Source organism: Streptosporangium oxazolinicum, assembly GCF_039537505.1.
In the GTDB taxonomy this organism is placed as follows: domain Bacteria; phylum Actinomycetota; class Actinomycetes; order Streptosporangiales; family Streptosporangiaceae; genus Streptosporangium; species Streptosporangium oxazolinicum.
In genome coordinates this window covers 193,303-210,593 of record NZ_BAABAQ010000001.1, presented here as the reverse complement: position 1 = coordinate 210,593, position 17,291 = coordinate 193,303, and the positions used below count along the sequence as shown (strand labels likewise).

15 protein-coding genes are annotated in these 17,291 nt (G+C 71.2%); 6 read left to right on the top strand and 9 right to left on the bottom strand.

Going from position 1 to position 17,291, the window contains the following annotated elements; all coding sequences use genetic code 11:
• Positions 1-171: 171 nt before the first annotated feature.
• The 3 genes from ABD817_RS00975 to ABD817_RS00965 are packed head-to-tail and all read right to left on the bottom strand — an operon-like array spanning position 172 to position 3,496.
• Positions 172-1,284, bottom strand: a complete 1,113-nt coding sequence (locus ABD817_RS00975) for an ABC transporter permease (protein ID WP_344913872.1) — start codon at positions 1,282-1,284, stop codon at positions 172-174.
• A complete protein-coding gene (locus ABD817_RS00970; protein WP_344913869.1) occupies positions 1,281-2,828 on the bottom strand; it encodes a sugar ABC transporter ATP-binding protein in 1,548 nt (515 codons plus the stop codon). Before ABD817_RS00970 ends, ABD817_RS00975 begins: the two co-directional genes overlap by 4 nt.
• On the bottom strand, positions 2,825-3,496 hold the full coding sequence (locus tag ABD817_RS00965) for a DUF2291 family protein (protein WP_344913866.1): 672 nt from the start codon (positions 3,494-3,496) through the stop codon (positions 2,825-2,827). Before ABD817_RS00965 ends, ABD817_RS00970 begins: the two co-directional genes overlap by 4 nt.
• A gap of 636 nt (positions 3,497-4,132) precedes the next feature.
• On the opposite strand from ABD817_RS00965, the gene ABD817_RS00960 reads away from it, so the two are divergent.
• The 3 genes from ABD817_RS00960 to ABD817_RS00950 all read left to right on the top strand — a co-directional run bounded on the left by ABD817_RS00960 (position 4,133) and on the right by ABD817_RS00950 (position 7,295).
• Complete coding sequence (locus ABD817_RS00960) at positions 4,133-5,047, top strand: hypothetical protein (protein WP_344913864.1); 915 nt, start codon at positions 4,133-4,135, stop codon at positions 5,045-5,047.
• Between the two features lie 13 nt (positions 5,048-5,060).
• Positions 5,061-5,921: a class F sortase gene (locus tag ABD817_RS00955; RefSeq protein WP_344913861.1), complete on the top strand. Its 861-nt coding sequence runs from the start codon at positions 5,061-5,063 to the stop codon at positions 5,919-5,921.
• Positions 5,922-6,149: 228 nt separating this feature from the next.
• On the top strand, positions 6,150-7,295 hold the full coding sequence (locus ABD817_RS00950; RefSeq protein ID WP_344913858.1) for an acetyl-CoA C-acetyltransferase: 1,146 nt from the start codon (positions 6,150-6,152) through the stop codon (positions 7,293-7,295).
• A gap of 271 nt (positions 7,296-7,566) precedes the next feature.
• Here the strand turns inward: ABD817_RS00950 and ABD817_RS00945 are convergent, their stop codons facing one another.
• The 5 genes from ABD817_RS00945 to ABD817_RS00925 all read right to left on the bottom strand — a co-directional run bounded on the left by ABD817_RS00945 (position 7,567) and on the right by ABD817_RS00925 (position 11,901).
• On the bottom strand, positions 7,567-7,770 hold the full coding sequence (locus ABD817_RS00945; RefSeq protein ID WP_344913855.1) for a hypothetical protein: 204 nt from the start codon (positions 7,768-7,770) through the stop codon (positions 7,567-7,569).
• Positions 7,771-8,127: 357 nt separating this feature from the next.
• Positions 8,128-9,537 carry a sensor histidine kinase gene (locus tag ABD817_RS00940; protein WP_344913852.1) on the bottom strand — a complete coding sequence of 470 codons (1,410 nt, stop codon included), beginning with the start codon at positions 9,535-9,537 and terminating at the stop codon, positions 8,128-8,130.
• A complete protein-coding gene (locus ABD817_RS00935; protein ID WP_344913849.1) occupies positions 9,537-10,223 on the bottom strand; it encodes a response regulator transcription factor in 687 nt (228 codons plus the stop codon). Before ABD817_RS00935 ends, ABD817_RS00940 begins: the two co-directional genes overlap by 1 nt.
• A gap of 152 nt (positions 10,224-10,375) precedes the next feature.
• Positions 10,376-10,885 (bottom strand): hypothetical protein, encoded by a 510-nt coding sequence (locus tag ABD817_RS00930; RefSeq protein WP_344913846.1) that lies wholly within the window; start codon positions 10,883-10,885, stop codon positions 10,376-10,378.
• A 305-nt stretch (positions 10,886-11,190) separates the two neighbouring features.
• Positions 11,191-11,901, bottom strand: a complete 711-nt coding sequence (locus ABD817_RS00925; protein WP_344913843.1) for a class I SAM-dependent methyltransferase — start codon at positions 11,899-11,901, stop codon at positions 11,191-11,193.
• A 410-nt stretch (positions 11,902-12,311) separates the two neighbouring features.
• Between ABD817_RS00925 and ABD817_RS00920 the strand changes: the two genes are divergently transcribed.
• From ABD817_RS00920 to ABD817_RS00910, 3 genes are all read left to right on the top strand, one after another.
• The gene (locus ABD817_RS00920; RefSeq protein WP_344913840.1) at positions 12,312-14,363 is read left to right on the top strand and encodes an ATP-binding protein; all 2,052 of its coding nucleotides are present in this window, start codon (positions 12,312-12,314) and stop codon (positions 14,361-14,363) included.
• A gap of 116 nt (positions 14,364-14,479) precedes the next feature.
• The gene (locus ABD817_RS00915) at positions 14,480-15,058 is read left to right on the top strand and encodes an RNA polymerase sigma factor (protein WP_344913837.1); all 579 of its coding nucleotides are present in this window, start codon (positions 14,480-14,482) and stop codon (positions 15,056-15,058) included.
• Positions 15,045-15,893 carry a hypothetical protein gene (locus tag ABD817_RS00910; RefSeq protein ID WP_344913834.1) on the top strand — a complete coding sequence of 283 codons (849 nt, stop codon included), beginning with the start codon at positions 15,045-15,047 and terminating at the stop codon, positions 15,891-15,893. Before ABD817_RS00915 ends, ABD817_RS00910 begins: the two co-directional genes overlap by 14 nt.
• Before the next feature lie 234 nt (positions 15,894-16,127).
• Here the strand turns inward: ABD817_RS00910 and ABD817_RS00905 are convergent, their stop codons facing one another.
• On the bottom strand, positions 16,128-17,147 hold the full coding sequence (locus tag ABD817_RS00905) for an adenosine deaminase (protein ID WP_344913831.1): 1,020 nt from the start codon (positions 17,145-17,147) through the stop codon (positions 16,128-16,130).
• Between the last annotated feature and the right edge of the window lie 144 nt (positions 17,148-17,291).

The window sequence follows — 17,291 nt, the reverse complement described above, 5'->3', positions numbered from 1 at the left end:
ATGAGGGGTGGATTTCCTATCAATCTGAAAATCCAAAAGAAGCGGCAATCCTGCCGCTTCGAGAATCACGGGGAGCTAAAGGGGCGCCAAGACCGGCACGGACCCTGGGCTGAACGGCCCGAGATCGGCCGGGTGGCGAGGCGCGAGTGACAGGGCGGATGGCGGGGCGGGTCAGCCCGGTCGTCTGTCGGCGGCCATCGCCGACACGGTGGCCCCGCGCCGCTGGAACCGCCGCTGTCCCTGGTCCAGCATCACGGCGAGAACGAGCACGATCCCCTTGATGGTGATCTGCCAGAACGGCGACACGCCCACGAGCACCAGGCCGTCGGAGAGGAAGCCGATGACGAAGGCCCCGACGAGGGTGCCCCGTACCGTGCCGCGCCCTCCGCTCAGCGCGGCGCCGCCGAGGATCACCGCGGTGATCGCGTTGAGCTCGTACATCTCACCGGCCAGCGGTGTCGCCGAGGTCAGCTGCGAGGCGATGATGAGGCCCGCGAGCGCGGCGCAGGCGCCGGAGATCACGTACACGGCCGTCTTGACGCGTTCGACCGGGACCCCGGAGAGCTCCGCGGCCCGCTCGTTGCCGCCCGCGGCGTACAGCCACCGCCCGAACGGCGTCCTGGTGAGCACCAGCGTGACGGTGGCGGCGAGGAAGATCATGATCCAGATCGCCACCGGGATGCCGAGCGGGCGCCCGTTGCCGAGGATCTCGAAGCCGGTGTTGCCGAGGTCGGGGTTGCCGTCCAGATTGGGGTAGGTCGAGCCACCGGAGATCAGCAGCGTGATTCCCCGCGTCACGTACAGCATGCCGAACGTCGCGATGAACGGCGCCACGTTGAAGCGGGTGATGACGATGCCGTTCACCAGGCCGACGAACATGCCGATCGCGACGCAGAGCACGATCACGCCCCACACGGGCGGGTAGGCGACCGCGTCGGCGAACCCGAGGTTGAGCCCTTCGAGCAACTCACCGGCGACGACCCCGGAGAGCCCGACGATCGAGCCCACCGACAGGTCGATGCCGCCCTTGAGGATGACCAGCAGCATGCCGAGCGCGATCACCGCGTTGATCGCGACGTGCTTGGTCATCGTGATGAGGCTCGGCAGGGTGAGGAAGGTGTCCGACAGCAGGCCGAAGACCACGACCACGATCAGGAGCGCGATGAGCGCCCGCAGTTCGAACAGGCCGTTCACCAGCGACAGGCGGCGTGCCTCGGCCGCGGACCGCTTCGGCGGGGAGTGGCCGGGCGAGGACGGTGCGGGGGACGTCTCCCGAGGTATCACCCCGCTCCCTCCTCGTCCGTGTCGATGGCGGTGCCGTCCGACACCCTCATCAGCTCCTCCCGGGTTGTCTCGCCGCGCCGGAACTCGCCGGCGAGGGTCCCGCGGGCGAGCACCAGCAGCCGGTCGGGGACGCGCAGGGCCTCCTCGGCGTCCGACGTGGTGAAGACGACGGCCAGGCCGCGTTCCGCCCGTGCGGCCATGAGCTCGAAGATGTCCGCCCTGGCGTCGGTGCCGACGCCGCGGGAGGGCTCGTCCAGCAGGAGTACCCGAGGAGTGGTCAGCAGCGCCCTGCCGATGACCACCTTCTGCTGGTCGCCGCCGCTCAGCGACGCGACGGGCGCCTTTGTGCCGTCCCTCCCGGCCGTGATGCCGGTGATCATCTGGTTGACGGCGTCCCGCTCGCGGTCACGGGAGACGAGCAGCCGCCGGACGAACCTGCCCAGCCCGGCCAGGGAGAGGTTCTCCCCGACCGACATCGTCTGGACGAGGCCGTCGCGCCACCGGTCCCCGGGGACCAGGACCATGCCCAGGCCGATGCGGTCGCGGATCCCCGCGTGCTCCAGGGGGACGCCGGAGAGCAGGATCTCGCCCGACTGCGAGGGGATCCGGCCGGCGAGCGCCTCCAGCAACTCGGTGCGGCCCGAGCCCGTCATACCGTAGATCCCCACGATCTCGCCCTCCCTGACGGTCAGGGAGAGGTCGTCGATCGCGAGACGGCCGGGATTGGCCGGGTCGGCCACCACGAGGCCGCGCAGGGCCAGCACCTCCGCCCCGGTGGCCGGGGTGTGGTGCGGGAACAGGTCGTCCTGGTCGCGGTCGGTCGTCCGCTCCACGATCCACCGGACGTCGACGCTCTCGGCGTCCGCCGTGGCGACCAGCCGCCCGTCACGCAGGACGGCGACGTCGTCGGCGATCTCCAGCGCCTCCTCCAGGTGCGCGGAGACGTAGACGACCGCCACCCCGTTCGCGGTCAGCTCCCTGATGACCCGGAACAGGACCTCGATCTCCGAGGCGGTGAGCGCCAGGCTGGGCTCGTCCATGATCAGCACTCGGGCCTCCTGGAGGAGCGCCCGCGCGATCTCGACGATCTGCTGCTCGCCCGGCGTCAGGTCGCCGACCAGCACGCCGGGATCCAGATACTCCTCCAGGCTGTGGAGGATCGCCGCGGTGGTGGCCCGCTGGGACGAGCGGTCGATCACCCAGGGGCCCCCGCAGATCTCCCGGGCCAGGAACAGGTTGTCCTGGATGCTCAGGTTGGGGCAGAGGCTGAGCCCCTGGTGGACGATCGAGACACCCCGGTCGGCGGCGTCGCGGGGCGACACGAATCTGACGGGCTCGCCGTCGAGCTCGACATGGCCGGTGGTGGGGCGCTCGATCCCGGAGAGAATGCTCATCAGGGTCGACTTGCCGGCCCCGTTCTCGCCGAACAGCGCGGTCACCCGGCCGGCGGCGACGTCGAAGTCGACTCCCCTGAGCGCGGGCGTGTCCCCGTACACCTTGGTGACGTCGCGGGCGCTCAGGACGGTGACGGCCGGGGTCCTCACGAAACCTCCTTGATCGAGACCGGGGTGATGGTCACGACAGAGGGGGTGAGGAAGCTGAAGGCTCCGACGAAGGAGATCTTCTTGCCCTTCAGCCCCGGCGCGTCCAGGTGTCTCAGCAGTTTCTCCCGCATCTGGTCGTTCAGCGCGGTGGCGGCGTCGGCGTACTCCACCTGGTTGAGGAACTGCTCGAAGGTGATGAATCCGACCACGTCCCGCAGTGCCGTGCCGTTGATCACCGGACCGACCTGGAGCGACACCCGGGTGTGGGGAGGCAGCCCCCGTACGGTCACGGGCATCAGCCCCGACTCCACCGTCCCGGCCGTTCCGGTGCCCTTGACCGCGAAGTTGTAGGGGCCGTTGCCCTGCCGGACGCCGTACTGCCTCCCGGCCCCCTCCATGTCGTCGGTCATCGCCCTCACCAGCACGGGCAGCTCGACGGCCTTCCTCTCGACCGTGGGCACGACCTTGTCCTCGTACGTCCGCGCCCCGTACACGGCCGGGTCGAACCGCCTGGGACCCGTCGTGATCGACTCCACCGGGCGGTACTGGGTGCTGAACCCGATGGCCGCCAGGAGGGCCGCCGCGAGGGCGACGGCGATCCATCTCGCCGGGATCCGCCGGCGGGGCACCTGCCCGCCGCGCGCCTGCGATGCAACCGGCGTGCTCATCTCAATCCTTCCGGTGGGGAAATCTCAGGGGAGATCGCTGATCCGTCCGCCGGGAGCGAGTCCCGGGAAGGGCTCGCGGCCGGGCGGGGGAGGGCTGCCGGGGGAGCCCGGGGATGGTCGTCACCGTGACCCGCGTCACGCGGGGCGCGAGCGACCGGGCCGATGATCACCGTGTCCGTGTCGATGAAATATTTCAGCGGCCCAGGGGGTATTCGGAGCGTCCGAATTGGGCTCACCGCAGGTTCCAGCCTGCCCGACGATGCTTCGTGGATGGTGATCTCCAGGACTGGTATCACCAGTCTTGACCTGGTCTTTTCTATATATCCAGACGCTGATTGCCGATGCCGGACCGCCGGTCCGCCGGACGGCCGGGTTCGCGGCGAGCTCCTCGGCCGGATTCCGGGAGACGTCCTCGTCCCGTCCGGGGGCCGACAAGGCTCCCGCCCGACCCACCACGGAGGGCTTTACCGATGTACGGTGTCGTTTGCTGTGGGATAGATGGGAATTTGTGTCCGTTTAGCCGACTTGCTCGCGTGTCCCGGTCTCTGTTCGTAGGATCTATGCCGAACCTTGACCACAATCTGTAGGCCTCGGCGGCCGGTGTGCCGGTCGATCAGTCTGGAACGAGGAGAAACTGTGCTGAAGTCCAAGACGCGGCTGCGCGTCGCGGTCAAGACAGCCGTGATCGCTGCGGCGGGCGCAGTCATCTTCGGTGCGTTCCCCGCGCTCGCCTCCATCTACGCCTCTCCCAATCCGGTCGCGTACAGCTGCACGGTCCCCGGTGCGGTGACACCGTCGGCGACGTACACGTTCAACATGGACCTCACCGGCCCGACGGCGGCGGTGACGAACTCCCCCGTCGTGGCGACGTGGAAGGTCGCCCCGACCGGCTCCGTCGTCGCGCCCACGGCCATCCCCGCGGCCCTGTCCCTCATCCTCGACGCCGACGTGCAGATCGACGCGACCCCCGCGGGGGTCCTCGCGGTCCCCTCCGAGCTTCGCCCGGTCGCCGCCACCGCTCCCGCCGCGGCGATGACGTCCGGCCAGCCGATCACCCTGCCGACGCTGATGGTCACGGTGACTCCCAGCGCGACCGGCGTCGTGGCCTTCAAGCCCGACTCCTTCACCCTGCTCTTCGGGCCCGCGGCGGGAGCCACGTCCGCCGACGTCGAGGTGCTGGTGTGCAACCTCCTCGCCGACACCCAGGCGTCCGCCCAGGCCTCCACCGCCGCGCTGCGGGTGACCGTGGGAACGGGCACTCCCAGCCAGTCGACCAGCCCGAGCCCCACGCCGACGACCCCGACCCCCACTCCGACCGTCACGACCCCCAGGCCGACGCCGACGCTCACCGTCACCCGGACCAGGACCTCCGACCCGGACCCCGATCCCAACGAGCAGATCGACGAGACCCCCAAGGGCGCGGCCTCCACGGGCGGCGGTGGCGACTCCGGCCCCGACGCTCGGATGATCATGCTCAGCGGCGTGCTGATGGTGGGGATCGCCGGGATCGGCGGGCTCGTGCTGAGGCGTCGCACCGCCGGTCGCGGCTGATCGGGGTGGCCGGATGACCACCCCACCTCCGGGCGGCTGGCCGCCTGCCGGGCATCCCCAGGGGCCGGCGCCCCACTACCGGCAGGTCCCGGTCCAGCCGCCGTACCCGCCGCAGGGCCACCAGCAGCAGTACGGCCCGCCGTACGAGCAGTGGCCCCAGGGACAGGAGCCCCTCGGCGGCGGCCGGGTGATGCGGTCGGTGCTCATCCTGGCCGGGATCGCCGGGGTGGTCACGGTGCTGGTGGGCCTGCTCTACATGCTGGCCGCGCCCGAGGAGTACGGCCTGGCCGACCAGCGCACCACCCTGCCGCCCCGGGACCTGGCGGCCGCGGCACCGGCGAACCCCTACTTCCAGGCGCCCCCGACCGTGCCGCCGCCGCTGCCCAGCCTGCCCGCGGCCCCGGCCATGCAGCCCTCCTCCCCGGTGCGCCTGGTCATCCCTCGGCTCGGGGTCAACGCGCCGGTCAAGTCCGTCGGGCTCGACAGGAAGGGCGCCATCGAGGTGCCGCCGGTCAGCGACTCGAACCTGGTCGGCTGGTACCGCTCGGGGCCCACCCCCGGCGAGGCGGGTCCCGCGATCATGCTCGGGCACAAGGACACCCGCTCGGGAAGCGCGGTGTTCAGCCGCCTCCACGAGATCCGCAACGGCGACGTCATCGAGGTGCACCGCAAGGACGGGATCGTCGCCGTCTACACCGTCGGCGGGCTGGAGCAGGCGGAGAAGTCGGTGTTCCCGACCCAGCGGGTGTACGGCCGGTCGCCGACCCCGCAGCTGCACCTGATCACGTGCGGCGGCGTCTACAACCGCTCGACCGGTCACTACACCGACAACGTCATCGCCTACGCGACCATGACGAGCACCAGGAAGGCCTGAGCGGCGCGGCTCTCGTGCCACGTACGGACGGCTTTCGTCGGATGGCTTCCGTGCCACGTACGGACGGTTCCCGTGTCCCGTGCCACGTACGGACGGTTCCCGTCAGGACGCGGACAAAGGTTCTGTTGTAACCTCCTAATGACCGAACATTGCTCGGTTTCGCGGGCAGCGCGGTTTCACAGGCAGTTCGGTTCCGCAGACGGTTCGGTTCCGCAAGCAGGAGGCACTGTGGCAGAGGCGTACATCGTCGGGGCGGTCCGCAGCCCCGTCGGCAAGAAGAAGGGCGGTCTGTCCACCGTCCACCCCACCGATCTGGCCGCGCACACCCTCGGCGCGCTCGTCGAGCGCACCGGCGTCGACCCGTCCGCGGTCGAAGACGTGATCATGGGCTGTGTCATGCAGTTCGGCCCGCAGAGCATGGACATCGCGCGCAACGCGTGGCTGTCGGCGGGCCTCCCGGAGAACGTCGCCGGGGTGACCATCGACCGCCAGTGCGGCTCCTCCCAGCAGTCGATCCACTTCGCGGCCCAGGGCGTGCTCTCCGGCACCCAGGATCTCGTCGTGGCCGCCGGAGTGGAGTCCATGAGCATCGTCCCCATGGGGTCGAGCATCACCACCGCCCTGGAGAAGGGGATGCCCTTCCCCTTCGGGGAGAAATGGGTGGAGCGGTACGGCAAGCAGGAGATCTCCCAGTTCCGCGGCGCGGAACTCATGTGCCAGAAGTGGGGCCTCAAGCGCGAGGAACTGGAGCGGTTCGCGTACGAGAGCCACCAGCGGGCCTCGAAGGCCGTCGCGAACGGCTATTTCAGGGACCAGATCGCCCCGATCAACGGTGTCGAGGACGACGAGGGCCCGCGTCCGGACACCACGCTGGAGAAGATGGCGTCGCTGAAGACGCTGAGGGAGGACGGCGTGATCACGGCCGCCACCTCCTCGCAGATCTCCGACGGCTCGGGAGCGCTCCTGATCGCCTCCGAGCGGGCCGTCCGCGACCACAACCTGACCCCCAGGGCGCGCATCGTCACCCTGGCGCTCACCGGTGACGACCCGGTCTACATGCTGACCGCTCCGATCCCGGCGACGCGGAAGGCGCTGAAGAGGGCGGGCCTGTCCATCGAGGACATCGACGTCACCGAGATCAACGAGGCGTTCGCCCCCGTCCCGCTGGCGTGGATCAACGACCTGGGCGCCGACCCGGCCAAGGTCAACCCGAACGGCGGCGCGATCGCCCTGGGCCACCCGCTGGGCGGCACCGGCGCGATCCTGATGACCAAGCTCCTGCACGAGCTGGAGCGGACCGGTGGCCGGTACGGGCTGCAGACGATGTGCGAGGGCGGTGGCCAGGCCAACGTCACGATCATCGAGCGTCTGTGACACCGGTGCCCGCGACGACCTGAGCCGATGGGGCACCCGGGGTGTGCGGGGTGCCCGTGAGGGTCCGCGAGGTACGAAAAGCCGCGGTCCCGTGACGGTCTGGGTCTGATGGGTGTGCGGGGTGCCCGTGAGGTGCGGGAAGCCCCGATCCCGGGACGGTCTGGGCCGATGGGGCGCCCAGGGGTCCGGAGGGCCCGTGAGGTGCCGCGAGGTGCGGAAACCCCGGTCCTGGGAATCCAGGGCCGGGGGTTTCCTCGAAGGGGCCCGCCGGTCAGCGGCCACCCTTGCCGGGGATCCGGCGTGGCTGCTGGGTCGGCCTCATCGGCGTCGGGGGCATCGGCATGTGCCGGGGCGCCGCGGGCACGACGTGCTCGGGGAGCGGGGTGCGGGGCTTGGCGGTCTTGGCGGTCCTGGACTTCCCGCCACGCTTCTGAGCGGACTTCTGGACCGGCTTTTGCGCAAGGTGAATTCGCATATGGACTCCTTGAGGAATGTGACGACGCGGTGCGATCCCGGGTCGGAAAACTCAGCTGCCGCGTCAGACGAACGGGGCCAGAGGGCTGAGTGCGGGCGGATCAGCGAGGGCTGATCGACGCTGGCTCTTAGGAGTTGATCCACATGCGGATGAACCTACGACGCCCCCGCTGAGGCGTGCAACCCATTTATTCGCCGCCGCCTCCGGGCCGCGCAGGACCGGTGAGACCGACGGTGATCACCTGGCGAAACAGCTGATCTCACCCGAGCTCGGACCGCGAAAGCGGCTGATCCCGCCGGGACCCACCCGGTGGAACCGGCCGGTCCCCTCGGGACTCCCACGGCGAAACAGCTGATCTCAGGTGGCGAAACCGGCCGGTCCCGCCGGGGCGGGACGCTCGGGAAGCTCGACGTGAACGCTGGTGCCCTCACCGGGGGCCGAGGTGATCCAGCAGCCGCCCCCGTGCGCGTCGGTGATCGCCTTGACGATCGACAGCCCCAGCCCGGCACCGTCGGGCAGCCGCTCCCCGCCCCGGTGGAAGCGGTCGAAGGCCCTGTCCACCTGCTCGGCGGACATCCCGGGACCGTCGTCGGAGACCTCGATCAGCGCGCCGCCGTGTGGCCGCCGCGTGACCCGTACGGTGGCCGTGGTCCCCGCGGGCGTGTGCGCCCGTACGTTCGCCAGGAGGTTGACCAGGATCTGCCGGATCCTGGCCTCGTCGGCGATGACGGTCAGCGACTCCGGGGCGTCGACGACGATCAGCGACTCCGGCTCGATGGCCGTGCAGTCCGCGCGCACGTCACGCGCCACCGAGGCCAGATCGGTCTCGGCGGGCTGGAGCCCGGCGTTCCTGTCCAGCCGGGCGAGGTCGAGCATCTGGCTGACGAGATCACCCATCCGGGTGGCCTCGTCCTCGATCCTGCCCATGATCCTGGGCATGTCCTCGGCGCGCAGCGCCCCGGTCCGGTAGAGCTCTGCGTACCCCCGGATGGTGGACAGCGGGGTCCGCAGCTCGTGCGAGGCGTCCGCGGCGAAGCGGCGGACGCGTTCCTCCGACGCCCACCGATCCCTGAAGGCGCCCGCGATCCGGTCGAGCAGCAGGTTCACGGCCGTGCCGATCCGCCCGACCTCCGAGGGGCCCTCGGGCATGCGGACCGACAGGTCGCCCTCCCCGGCCATGTGGTACGCCGCCCCGGCGATCCTGGCGAGTGGGGAGAGGCCCCTGGTGATCAGGGCGCGGCCCGCGAGCGCCAGCACCAGGATCAGCGCGCCGCCGGTGAGCAGCTCGGCGATGACGAGCCGGCGGATCGGGGCATCGACGGACTCCAGCGGGACGGCGACGATCACCAGCCGGTTGCCCTGCCTGGCCTCGGCCACCCGCGCGATCATGCGCTGGTCGCCCGCCGTGTCGAGGGCGAACGCCTCCTCGCTCTCGGCCTGGGCCTTCAACCGGGCGACACCGAGCGCCTCCACCAGCTCCGGTACGGTCGCGGCGGCGGGCGCGTCCCCGTTGACGAGCCTGGCCCGGCCCGAGGCGAGGTTCATCGCGGCCACGGCGTAGGTGGACCCGGTCAGGGTCTGCGCGAGCTGGCCGCCGGGGGCGGCGACGATCCGTTTGGCGGCGGTCGCGGTGGCCGCCCGCAGCTGCCCGTCGAGCCTTTCCATCAGGTGCCCGCGCAGGACGAGGACGCTCACGATGGACAGCATCACCAGCAGGACCGTGCTCACCGCGAGCAGGCCCGCGAGCAGTCGTGCCCTGAGCGACATCAGGTGCTCTGGGGCGGGCGCAGCGCGTAGCCGACCCCGCGCTGGGTGTGGATCAGCGGCGGACCGAGCGGGTCGAGCTTGCGGCGCAGGTAGGAGATGTACGTCTCGACGACCTGCGACGACCCCCCGTACCCCCAGACGTGCTCCAGCAGCTGGCGCTTCGTCAGGACCAGGCCGGGATGTTCCATCAGGAAGGCGAGCAGCCGGAACTCGGTGGGGGAGAGGTCCAGCGCGACTCCGGCCCGCCGCGCCTCCCAGCGCGCCTCGTCGAGCTCCAGGTCCGCCACCCGGAGCGTCCCGCCCGGGTCGTCGGAGACGGTCGTCCTGCGGAGCACCGCCCGCACGCGGGCGACGAGCGCCTCGACGGAGAAGGGCTTGGTGACGTAGTCGTCGCCGCCCAGGGTGAGGCCGCGCACGGTGTCGGTGGAGGTGTCCCTGGCCGTCAGGAAGATCACCGGGGTGTGCAGGCCCGAGGCTCTGATCCTCCGGCACACCTCGAAACCGTCGATGTCGGGGAGCATCACGTCGAGCACGATCAGCGCGGGGAGAACGCCCTTCACCGAGGCGAGGGCCTCCCCGCCGGTCGCCACGCCCCTCACCTCGAAGCCGTGGAAGCGCAGGGCGACCTCGACGATGTCACGGATGTTGGGGTCGTCCTCGACGACGAGGATGGTGCTCTCATTCATGGAGGCCCCATTCTCGCCTACTGATCTGTGCTTCGTGCCATTTCGTAGCTGTTAATCCTTAATGGGAGGCCGCCGCGAAGCGGTGGGATTCCGGCGCATCTCGGTGATCCCACCGCCTCACGGTCGGTTTCCGCCGGACCTCGGGGTTCCGGTCAGCTTCCCGGGGTGGCGGACGGCGGGTCCGGCAGGGCGCGGTCACGCGGTACGAACACCGCGGCGGCCTTCGGGTCGGTCGAGGTGGGGACGCCGATCGCGAAGACCTCGTCGCCGACGACCAGCTTGGTGAGGTCGGCGCGGACACCGAGCCTGCGGATCTTCGTGGACGTGTCGAGGTTCCAGTTCCAGGCGAGGCCGTCCTTGCTCTTGACGGTCAGCTTGTTCTCGCCCTTGGCGGTGATCACACCTCGCTGCCAGGTGTATTCGGTGAAGGTCGTCTTCTTGTCCCTGACGGTCGCCCGCCCGTGGATGCCGACCGCCCGCAGCTTGTGGTAGGAACGCAGCTTCTGCCCGCGAAGTGTGGAATCGGACTTGGGCGGCTGGTCGGCGACGGCGGTCACGCCGGTCGGAACCGGGGCGGTCGTGCCGGTCGCCCAGGCGGTGGCGCCCGTCAGCATGATCGACGCCGTGACGGCCGTGACGCCGAGTGCCAGTTTCCTCTTCATGGTTGTCCTTCCGGGAACGCCTCCCGAAGGGGAGACGCCGATCAGGCAATCGCCCCGGGCTGTGATCTCCGAAGGAGGACCCTGGGAATTCCATGAGAACCCCGAAAACGAGGGCCCCGGCCACGCCTGACCGTGAGAACCCCGCTCATGAAAGCCCCGATCATGAGGGCTCCGGCCATGAGAGCCTCGACCATAAGGCCAGGAAAAGCCGCGCGCGGTGCGGCTCCCGGAGATCCGGGAGCCGCACCGCGCGGGTTGACGCGGGTGTCGCGGGTTACCTGGGCACACGGGCCACGCAGAAGGGGTTACTTGGGCACGCGGGCGACGCAGAAGACGGTCTGCCCGAACGGCGGGCGGACGAAGCGCTCGATGAAGCGGGTCAGCGGCACCACCGTACGGTCGTAGATCTTGACCAGGCGGGGGTCGGGGTAGCCGACACCCCCGCGGCGGACGGCGGCCCACCAGGCGATGCCGCCCAGGAAGTTGATCGGCTTGAGCACGTCGATGTCCAGGCCCGCCTTGGAGACCGTGCTGCGCAGGGTGGCGGGGGTGTAGCGGGTGACGTGGCCGACCTTGCGGTCGAAGTCTCCGTACAGCTGCATGTAGCCGGGCACCCAGATGACGATCCGGCCGCCGGGCAGGGTGACCCTGGCGAGCGAGCGCAGGGCCTCGACGTCGTCCTCGATGTGCTCCAGGACGTTCATCATCACGACGGTGTCGACCTTCTCACCGATCGGGATCTCGGTCGGCAGGCCGAACTGGAGCACGTCGATGTCGTCGCGGCCCTCGAAACGCTTCTCCAGCTGCTCCACGCAGTAGGGGTCGAAATCGCTGACCACCAGCCGGTCGAGGCGGGGCAGGAAGGCCTCGGCGAAGTGGCCCAGCCCGGAGCCGATCTCCAGCATGGACCGGCCCACGTGCGGGGCGACCATGTCGAGCTCGTACTGCCGGTAGTTCTTGGCCTCGTCCCCACCCAGGTGGTTCTCCAGGGCCTCGTCACCGGCCGCGGGTTGCACTACGCGGTCATACCCAGACATGCGGTTCCGTCCAGCTCGCTTACGGAAAGGCCGGGGCGAGGCCACGGCCAGGGACAGCCAGAGTCTAGTGGCGCTTCCCTCACGGCGACCCCTTAAACGCTTCACGGCCGTTGCCGCCTCCGCGCGATGGGCCTTCTCACGGCGGGTTCACGACGAGCACCGACAGGACGCGGCGGAGGTGGTACGCCCCCCGATTACCGGCTCCGCCGAATCAGCCATAAAGCACCAGCATTTCCACGCTTCACGCCGTACGGAGGAAGTTCGACCTCGATCCGGCGGTGAGATTTGCACCGGAGGACAAGGAAAACCCCCTCGGAAATGGCGGTCCGGCAGGTTCGTTATATGGAAAGGGTGCGATTTCCGGTGAGTGGAAAAAGGAGCGCGAATCGATGGAACAGACCCAGTGGTGGCGCGGGAACCTGCCCGCGGAGACAAATGGCTTCATCGGCAGGGAAAGCGAGGTGCGACGGCTGCTGAAGCTCCTGGCCGACACGCCGCTGACCACGGTCACCGGTGTCGGCGGCATCGGCAAGTCACGAATCGCGGTCAGGGCCGCGTGGGAGGGCCAGGAACACCACCCGGACGGCACCTGGCTGGTGGAGCTCTCCGGCGAGCGCGACGGCGATCTGCTCGCCCACACGGTCGCGGCCGTCCTCGGGCTCCCGGAGCGGTCCGCGCGGTCGCAGACCGGGACGCTCGTCGAGTTCCTCGCGAGCAGGAGACTCCTGCTGATCCTCGACGCCTGCGAGGACCTCCTGCCCGCCTGCCGCGCCCTCGTCACGGAGATCCTGGCGGCGGCGCCCGGCGTACGGATCATCGCGACCTCCCGAAGGCCGCTCGGGCTGCCGCAGGAGGCGCTGCTCCCCGTCGAGCCCTTCGAGTGGACGAGAGACGCGGCCCCGGACGGTACGGGGACACGAGACACGGAGGAGGACGACGCGCTGCGGCTCTTCCTCGACCGGGCCGGGACCGTGCTGCCCGGCCTGGAGACGACCGAGGCCGGTATGGCGGCCTCGGCCAGGATCTGCCGGCGGCTGGACGGCGTACCGCTCGCCGTCGAGCTGGCCGCCGGATGGCTGGGGTCCCTGCCGCTGGAGCGGCTCGCCGACCACCTGGAGGACCGCTTCGAGGTCCCACACGGCCGGACGCCGACGCCCCGTCACCGGATCGTGCGCGCCGCGATCGGCTGGAGCCACGAGCTGTGCGACCCGGAAGAGCGCCTGCTCTGGGCCAGGCTCTCGGTTTTCGCGGGAGGCTTCGACGTAGCCGCCGCCGAGCGGGTGTGTGGCGACGAGCGGCTGGGCGACGTACCGGGCCTGCTGGCGAGCCTGGCGAAGAGGTTCCTCCTGGTCCCCGTGCCCGGCGGCTACCGGCAGCCCGCCACGGTCAGGGACTACGGCAGGGAGCGGCTCGCCCTGCTCGGCGACGGGGCCCGGCTGGCGCGGCGGCACCGCTACCACTACCTCGACCTGGCACGCAGGGCCGAGGCCGACTGGTACGGCCCGGGGCAGGAGGAGTGGGCCGCCAGGCTCGCCTTCTCCATGACCGACCTCCGCCTCGCCCTCGACCCCGCCTCCCCGACGTCCGTCGAGCTCGCGGGAACGCTCTGGATCCTCTGGTTCTGCCTGGGCCGGCTGAACGAGGGCCGCTACCACATGGCGCGGGCGATCGAGGCGGCCCCCGTCACCGACCCCGGGCTGCCCAGGCTCCTGTGGGCCGACGGCTGCGTGGCGATCGCGCAGGGGGAGGTGGAGGTGGGCCGCCGCCGGGCGGAGGCGGCGCTGTCCGCGGCCCTCGACTGGGGCGACTACGCGGCGGCCGGGCACGCCCAGCTCCGGCTGGCCTGCAGCTCCCTGTGCTCCGGCGCCCTGGAGGACGTCGAACCCTGCGTGGAACTCGTACGCGAGTACTTCCGCCGCGCCGAGGCCGCCACCGTCAGCGAACCCCTCGCCCTGGTGACCGCGGCGATGGCGGTCACCTGGCGCGGCGAGTTCGACAGGGCCGTCTCCGTGCTCAAGGAGGTGCAGCGGCTCTGCGACGCGCGCGGCGAGCGCTGGGCCCGCGCCTGCGGCGACTACGTCCTGTCCATCGCCCAGCTGGGTCTCGGCCGGGTGGCCGAGGCCGCGGAGGCCGCCCGGCAGTCGCTCGACGTCAAATGGCGCCTGCGCGACGCCACCGGCGTGGCACAGGCGGTCGACCAGCTCGCGGTGATCGCCGCGGTCGAGGGCGACGGCCGCCGCACGGCCAGGCTCCAGGGGGCGGGGGTACGGCTGTGGGCCACCTTCGGGCTCAAGGGCTTCGGCTCGGAGGGCATGTCCGAGCCGAGGACCGTCGCCGAGCGGACGGCCAGGCAACTGCTCGGCGACGAGACCTACGACGCGGCCTTCGCCGAGGGCTACGAGGCCGACCCGGACGCGGCGGTCGCCTACGCCCTCCACTGAAGCCTCTCAAGTCCTCAAGCCCCTGAGGCGCCTGAGGGTTTTGAAGGTTCTGACAAGGCACCCCGGCAGGGGATTTCGAGCGCGCCCGAGGACAGGGGTTTTCACAAAGGGCTCATATGCGGTGGAATCTCTCACGACATTCGCGAAGGAGCCCCCCGACGGACGACGACGAGGCGATCACCCGATCGCTCGCCGGTGACCTGGACGCCTATGAGGTGCTGGTCGCCCGCTACAGCGTGCTCGCGCACCGCACCGCGGCCATGCTCGGGGCCGCCGACGAGGCCGAGGACGTGGTCCAGGAGGCGTTCGTCAAGGCGTACCGCCACCTGGGCTCTTTCCGCAGGGACGCGCACTTCCGCCCCTGGCTGCTGCGAATCGTGGCCAACGAGACGCACAACCTGACCCGCTCCCGTGGACGCCGCGACAGGCTGACCGCGCGGCTCACCGAGGCCGTTCCCCCACCGGGCGAGGGGCCCGAGGAGGCGGCGGTCGCGACCGACCGGCGGGCGCGGCTCCTCGACGCGGTGCGTACGCTGCCCGAACGGGAACGCGAGACCGTGGTCTGCCGGTACTTCCTACAGCTGTCGGAGGCCGAGACCGCCCAGGTGCTCGACCTTCCCGTCGGTACCGTCAAGTCGCGGACCTCCCGCGGCCTGGCCCGTCTGCGCGAGGAGGTGGCCCGTGACCTCACCTGACGACCTCGAAGCCCGGCTCCTCGCCCTCGGCGAGTCCCTCGACGTCCCATCCCCGCCCCCCGCCGACGTCGCGCGGTCCGTACGGGCCCGCCTCGAACCGCGACTCGCCCCCGAGACCCCGGCACCGGCCCCCGGAAGCCCAGTACCGGCCCCCGGGAGCCCCGCTCCCGAGACCCGCGTTCCCGAGGCGCCCGCCGTCCCGGGCGCTCCCGGCGCGCTCCGGCGCGCGTGGGAGGCGCTGCGGGACGGAGGCCGGGCGCGGCGGCGGGCGGTGGTCGCCGTCGTCGCGATCCTCGTCGCCCTGTTCCTGGGGGCGACGCCCGCGGGAAGGGCGGCGGTCGCGGAGATCCTGCGCTTCGCGGGGGTCGAGCTCAGGATCGGCGGTCCCGGGCCGCTGCCGTCGGGGGTCCCCCAACCGCTGCCCGGCGAACGACGGGTCACCCTGGAGCGGGCACGGGAACAGGTGGCGTTCCCGATCTCGATCCCGGCCGCGCTCGGCGATCCCGCCGAGGTCAGGGTGAGTGACGGTGGCAGGGTGGTGTCGCTGTTCTGGCCCGGTCTCAGGCTGGACGAGTACGACGGCGGCCTCCAGCTCGTCTTCCGCAAGGACCTGGGCCCGCCCTGGCCGGAGGAGACCGGCGTGGGCGCCGCGGAGGCGCAGTGGATCCCGGCCCACCACGGCCTGACCTACCTGCCCAGGGGCGGCGGCGAGGCCGCGGTCCGCCCCCGCCCGGCCGGGCCCACCCTCATCTGGCAGCGGGGGAGGGTCGGCCTGCGCCTGGAGGGCGTCGAGGAACTCGGCCCTGCCCTGGAGATCGCCCGCTCGGTCCGCTGACGCCGGTCGGGCACCCGAGGCGGCCGACGCGCCGGGGCAGGGTCACCTGGTCGGTTGACGCCGGTCGGGCACCCGATGTGGCCGACCGGCGGGGCCGGAGGTCACCCGCTCGGTCCGGTGACGCCGGTCGGACGCCTGAGGCGGTCGGTGCGTCGGGGCCGGAGGTCACCTGGTCGGTTGACGCCCGTCGGGCGCCTGAGGTGGGCCGACGCGTCGGGGCCGGAGATCGCCCGCTCAGCCCGCCGACGCCAGCCAGTCGTCGATCCCCTGGAGGAGCTCCTTGCGCACGTCCTCCGGAGCCGCCGACGCCCGTACCGACTGGCGGGCCAGCTCGGCCAGCTCCGGGTCGGAGAAGCCGTACACCTGCCTGGCGAGCTCGTACTGGGGCAGCAGCCTGGAGCCGAACAGCAGCGGGTCGTCGGCGCCCAGCGCGATCGGCACCCCCGCCTCGAACAGGCGCCGCAACGGTACGTCCTCGGCGCGCCCGGCCACCCCGAGGCCGACGTTGGACGTCGGGCAGACCTCGCACGTGATCCCCCGGTCCGCGAGGCGCTCCATGAGCCTCGGCGACTCGGCCGCCCGTACCCCGTGCCCGACCCGGTCGGCGTCCAGCACGTCGACGCACTCGGCCACGCTGGCCGCGCCCAGCAGCTCCCCGCCGTGCGGTACGGCCAGCAGCCCGGCGCGCTTGGCCAGCCGGAAGGCCCCGTCGAAGTCGCGGGCCCGGCCGCGTCGCTCGTCGTTGGAGAGCCCGAACCCCACCACGCCCTGGTCCATGTAGTGCGTGGCGAGGCGGGCGAGCGTCTTGGCGTCGAGGGGGTGCCGGGTGCGGTTGGCGGCCACCACGACCGCGATCCCCACCCCCGCGTGGTCCGCCGCCCTGCGCGCCGCGTCGAGCATCAGCTCCATGGCCGAGGTGAGCCCGCCGAACTTCGACGCGTACCCCGACGGGTCGATCTGGATCTCCAACCAGCCCGACCCCTCGGCCGCCTCGTCCTCGGCCGCCTCGCGCAGCAGCCGGTAGACGTCGCTCTCCCGCTGCAGCACCGAGCGCGCGATGTCGTACAGCCTCTGGAAGCGGAACCAGCCCCGCTCGTCGGTCGCGCGCAGCTGGGGCGGCCAGTCCTCCTCAAGCGCGTCGGGGAGGTGTAACCCGTGCTCGCGGGCGAGCTCGACGAGGGTCGAGTGCCGCATGGAGCCGGTGAAGTGCAGGTGCAGGTGAGCCTTGGGCAGTTCGCTGAGGGGACGTGGCATTTCAATATGGTGCCGTACCCTCCACGGCACCGATCGACGGCCCCGGGGTTTTTGGTGTCAACCTGACGGTCCGTTCGCGCGGCGGGGAGAGTGGAGGGGGGCCGCGCCGATGACGATGGGGGACGAGGTGGCCTTCGAGGAGCT

Bases quoted from the DNA above. Each gene is read 5' to 3' on its own strand.
- ABD817_RS00965 (WP_344913866.1), bottom strand. From the start codon at position 3,496: ATGAGCACGCCGGTTGCATCGCAGGCGCGCGGCGGGCAGGTGCCCCGC.
- ABD817_RS00955 (WP_344913861.1), top strand. From the start codon at position 5,061: ATGACCACCCCACCTCCGGGCGGCTGGCCGCCTGCCGGGCATCCCCAG.
- ABD817_RS00945 (WP_344913855.1), bottom strand. From the start codon at position 7,770: ATGCGAATTCACCTTGCGCAAAAGCCGGTCCAGAAGTCCGCTCAGAAG.
- ABD817_RS00940 (WP_344913852.1), bottom strand. From the start codon at position 9,537: ATGTCGCTCAGGGCACGACTGCTCGCGGGCCTGCTCGCGGTGAGCACG.
- ABD817_RS00935 (WP_344913849.1), bottom strand. From the start codon at position 10,223: ATGAATGAGAGCACCATCCTCGTCGTCGAGGACGACCCCAACATCCGT.
- ABD817_RS00930 (WP_344913846.1), bottom strand. From the start codon at position 10,885: ATGAAGAGGAAACTGGCACTCGGCGTCACGGCCGTCACGGCGTCGATC.
- ABD817_RS00920 (WP_344913840.1), top strand. From the start codon at position 12,312: ATGGAACAGACCCAGTGGTGGCGCGGGAACCTGCCCGCGGAGACAAAT.
- ABD817_RS00915 (WP_344913837.1), top strand. From the start codon at position 14,480: ATGCGGTGGAATCTCTCACGACATTCGCGAAGGAGCCCCCCGACGGAC.
- ABD817_RS00905 (WP_344913831.1), bottom strand. From the start codon at position 17,147: ATGCCACGTCCCCTCAGCGAACTGCCCAAGGCTCACCTGCACCTGCAC.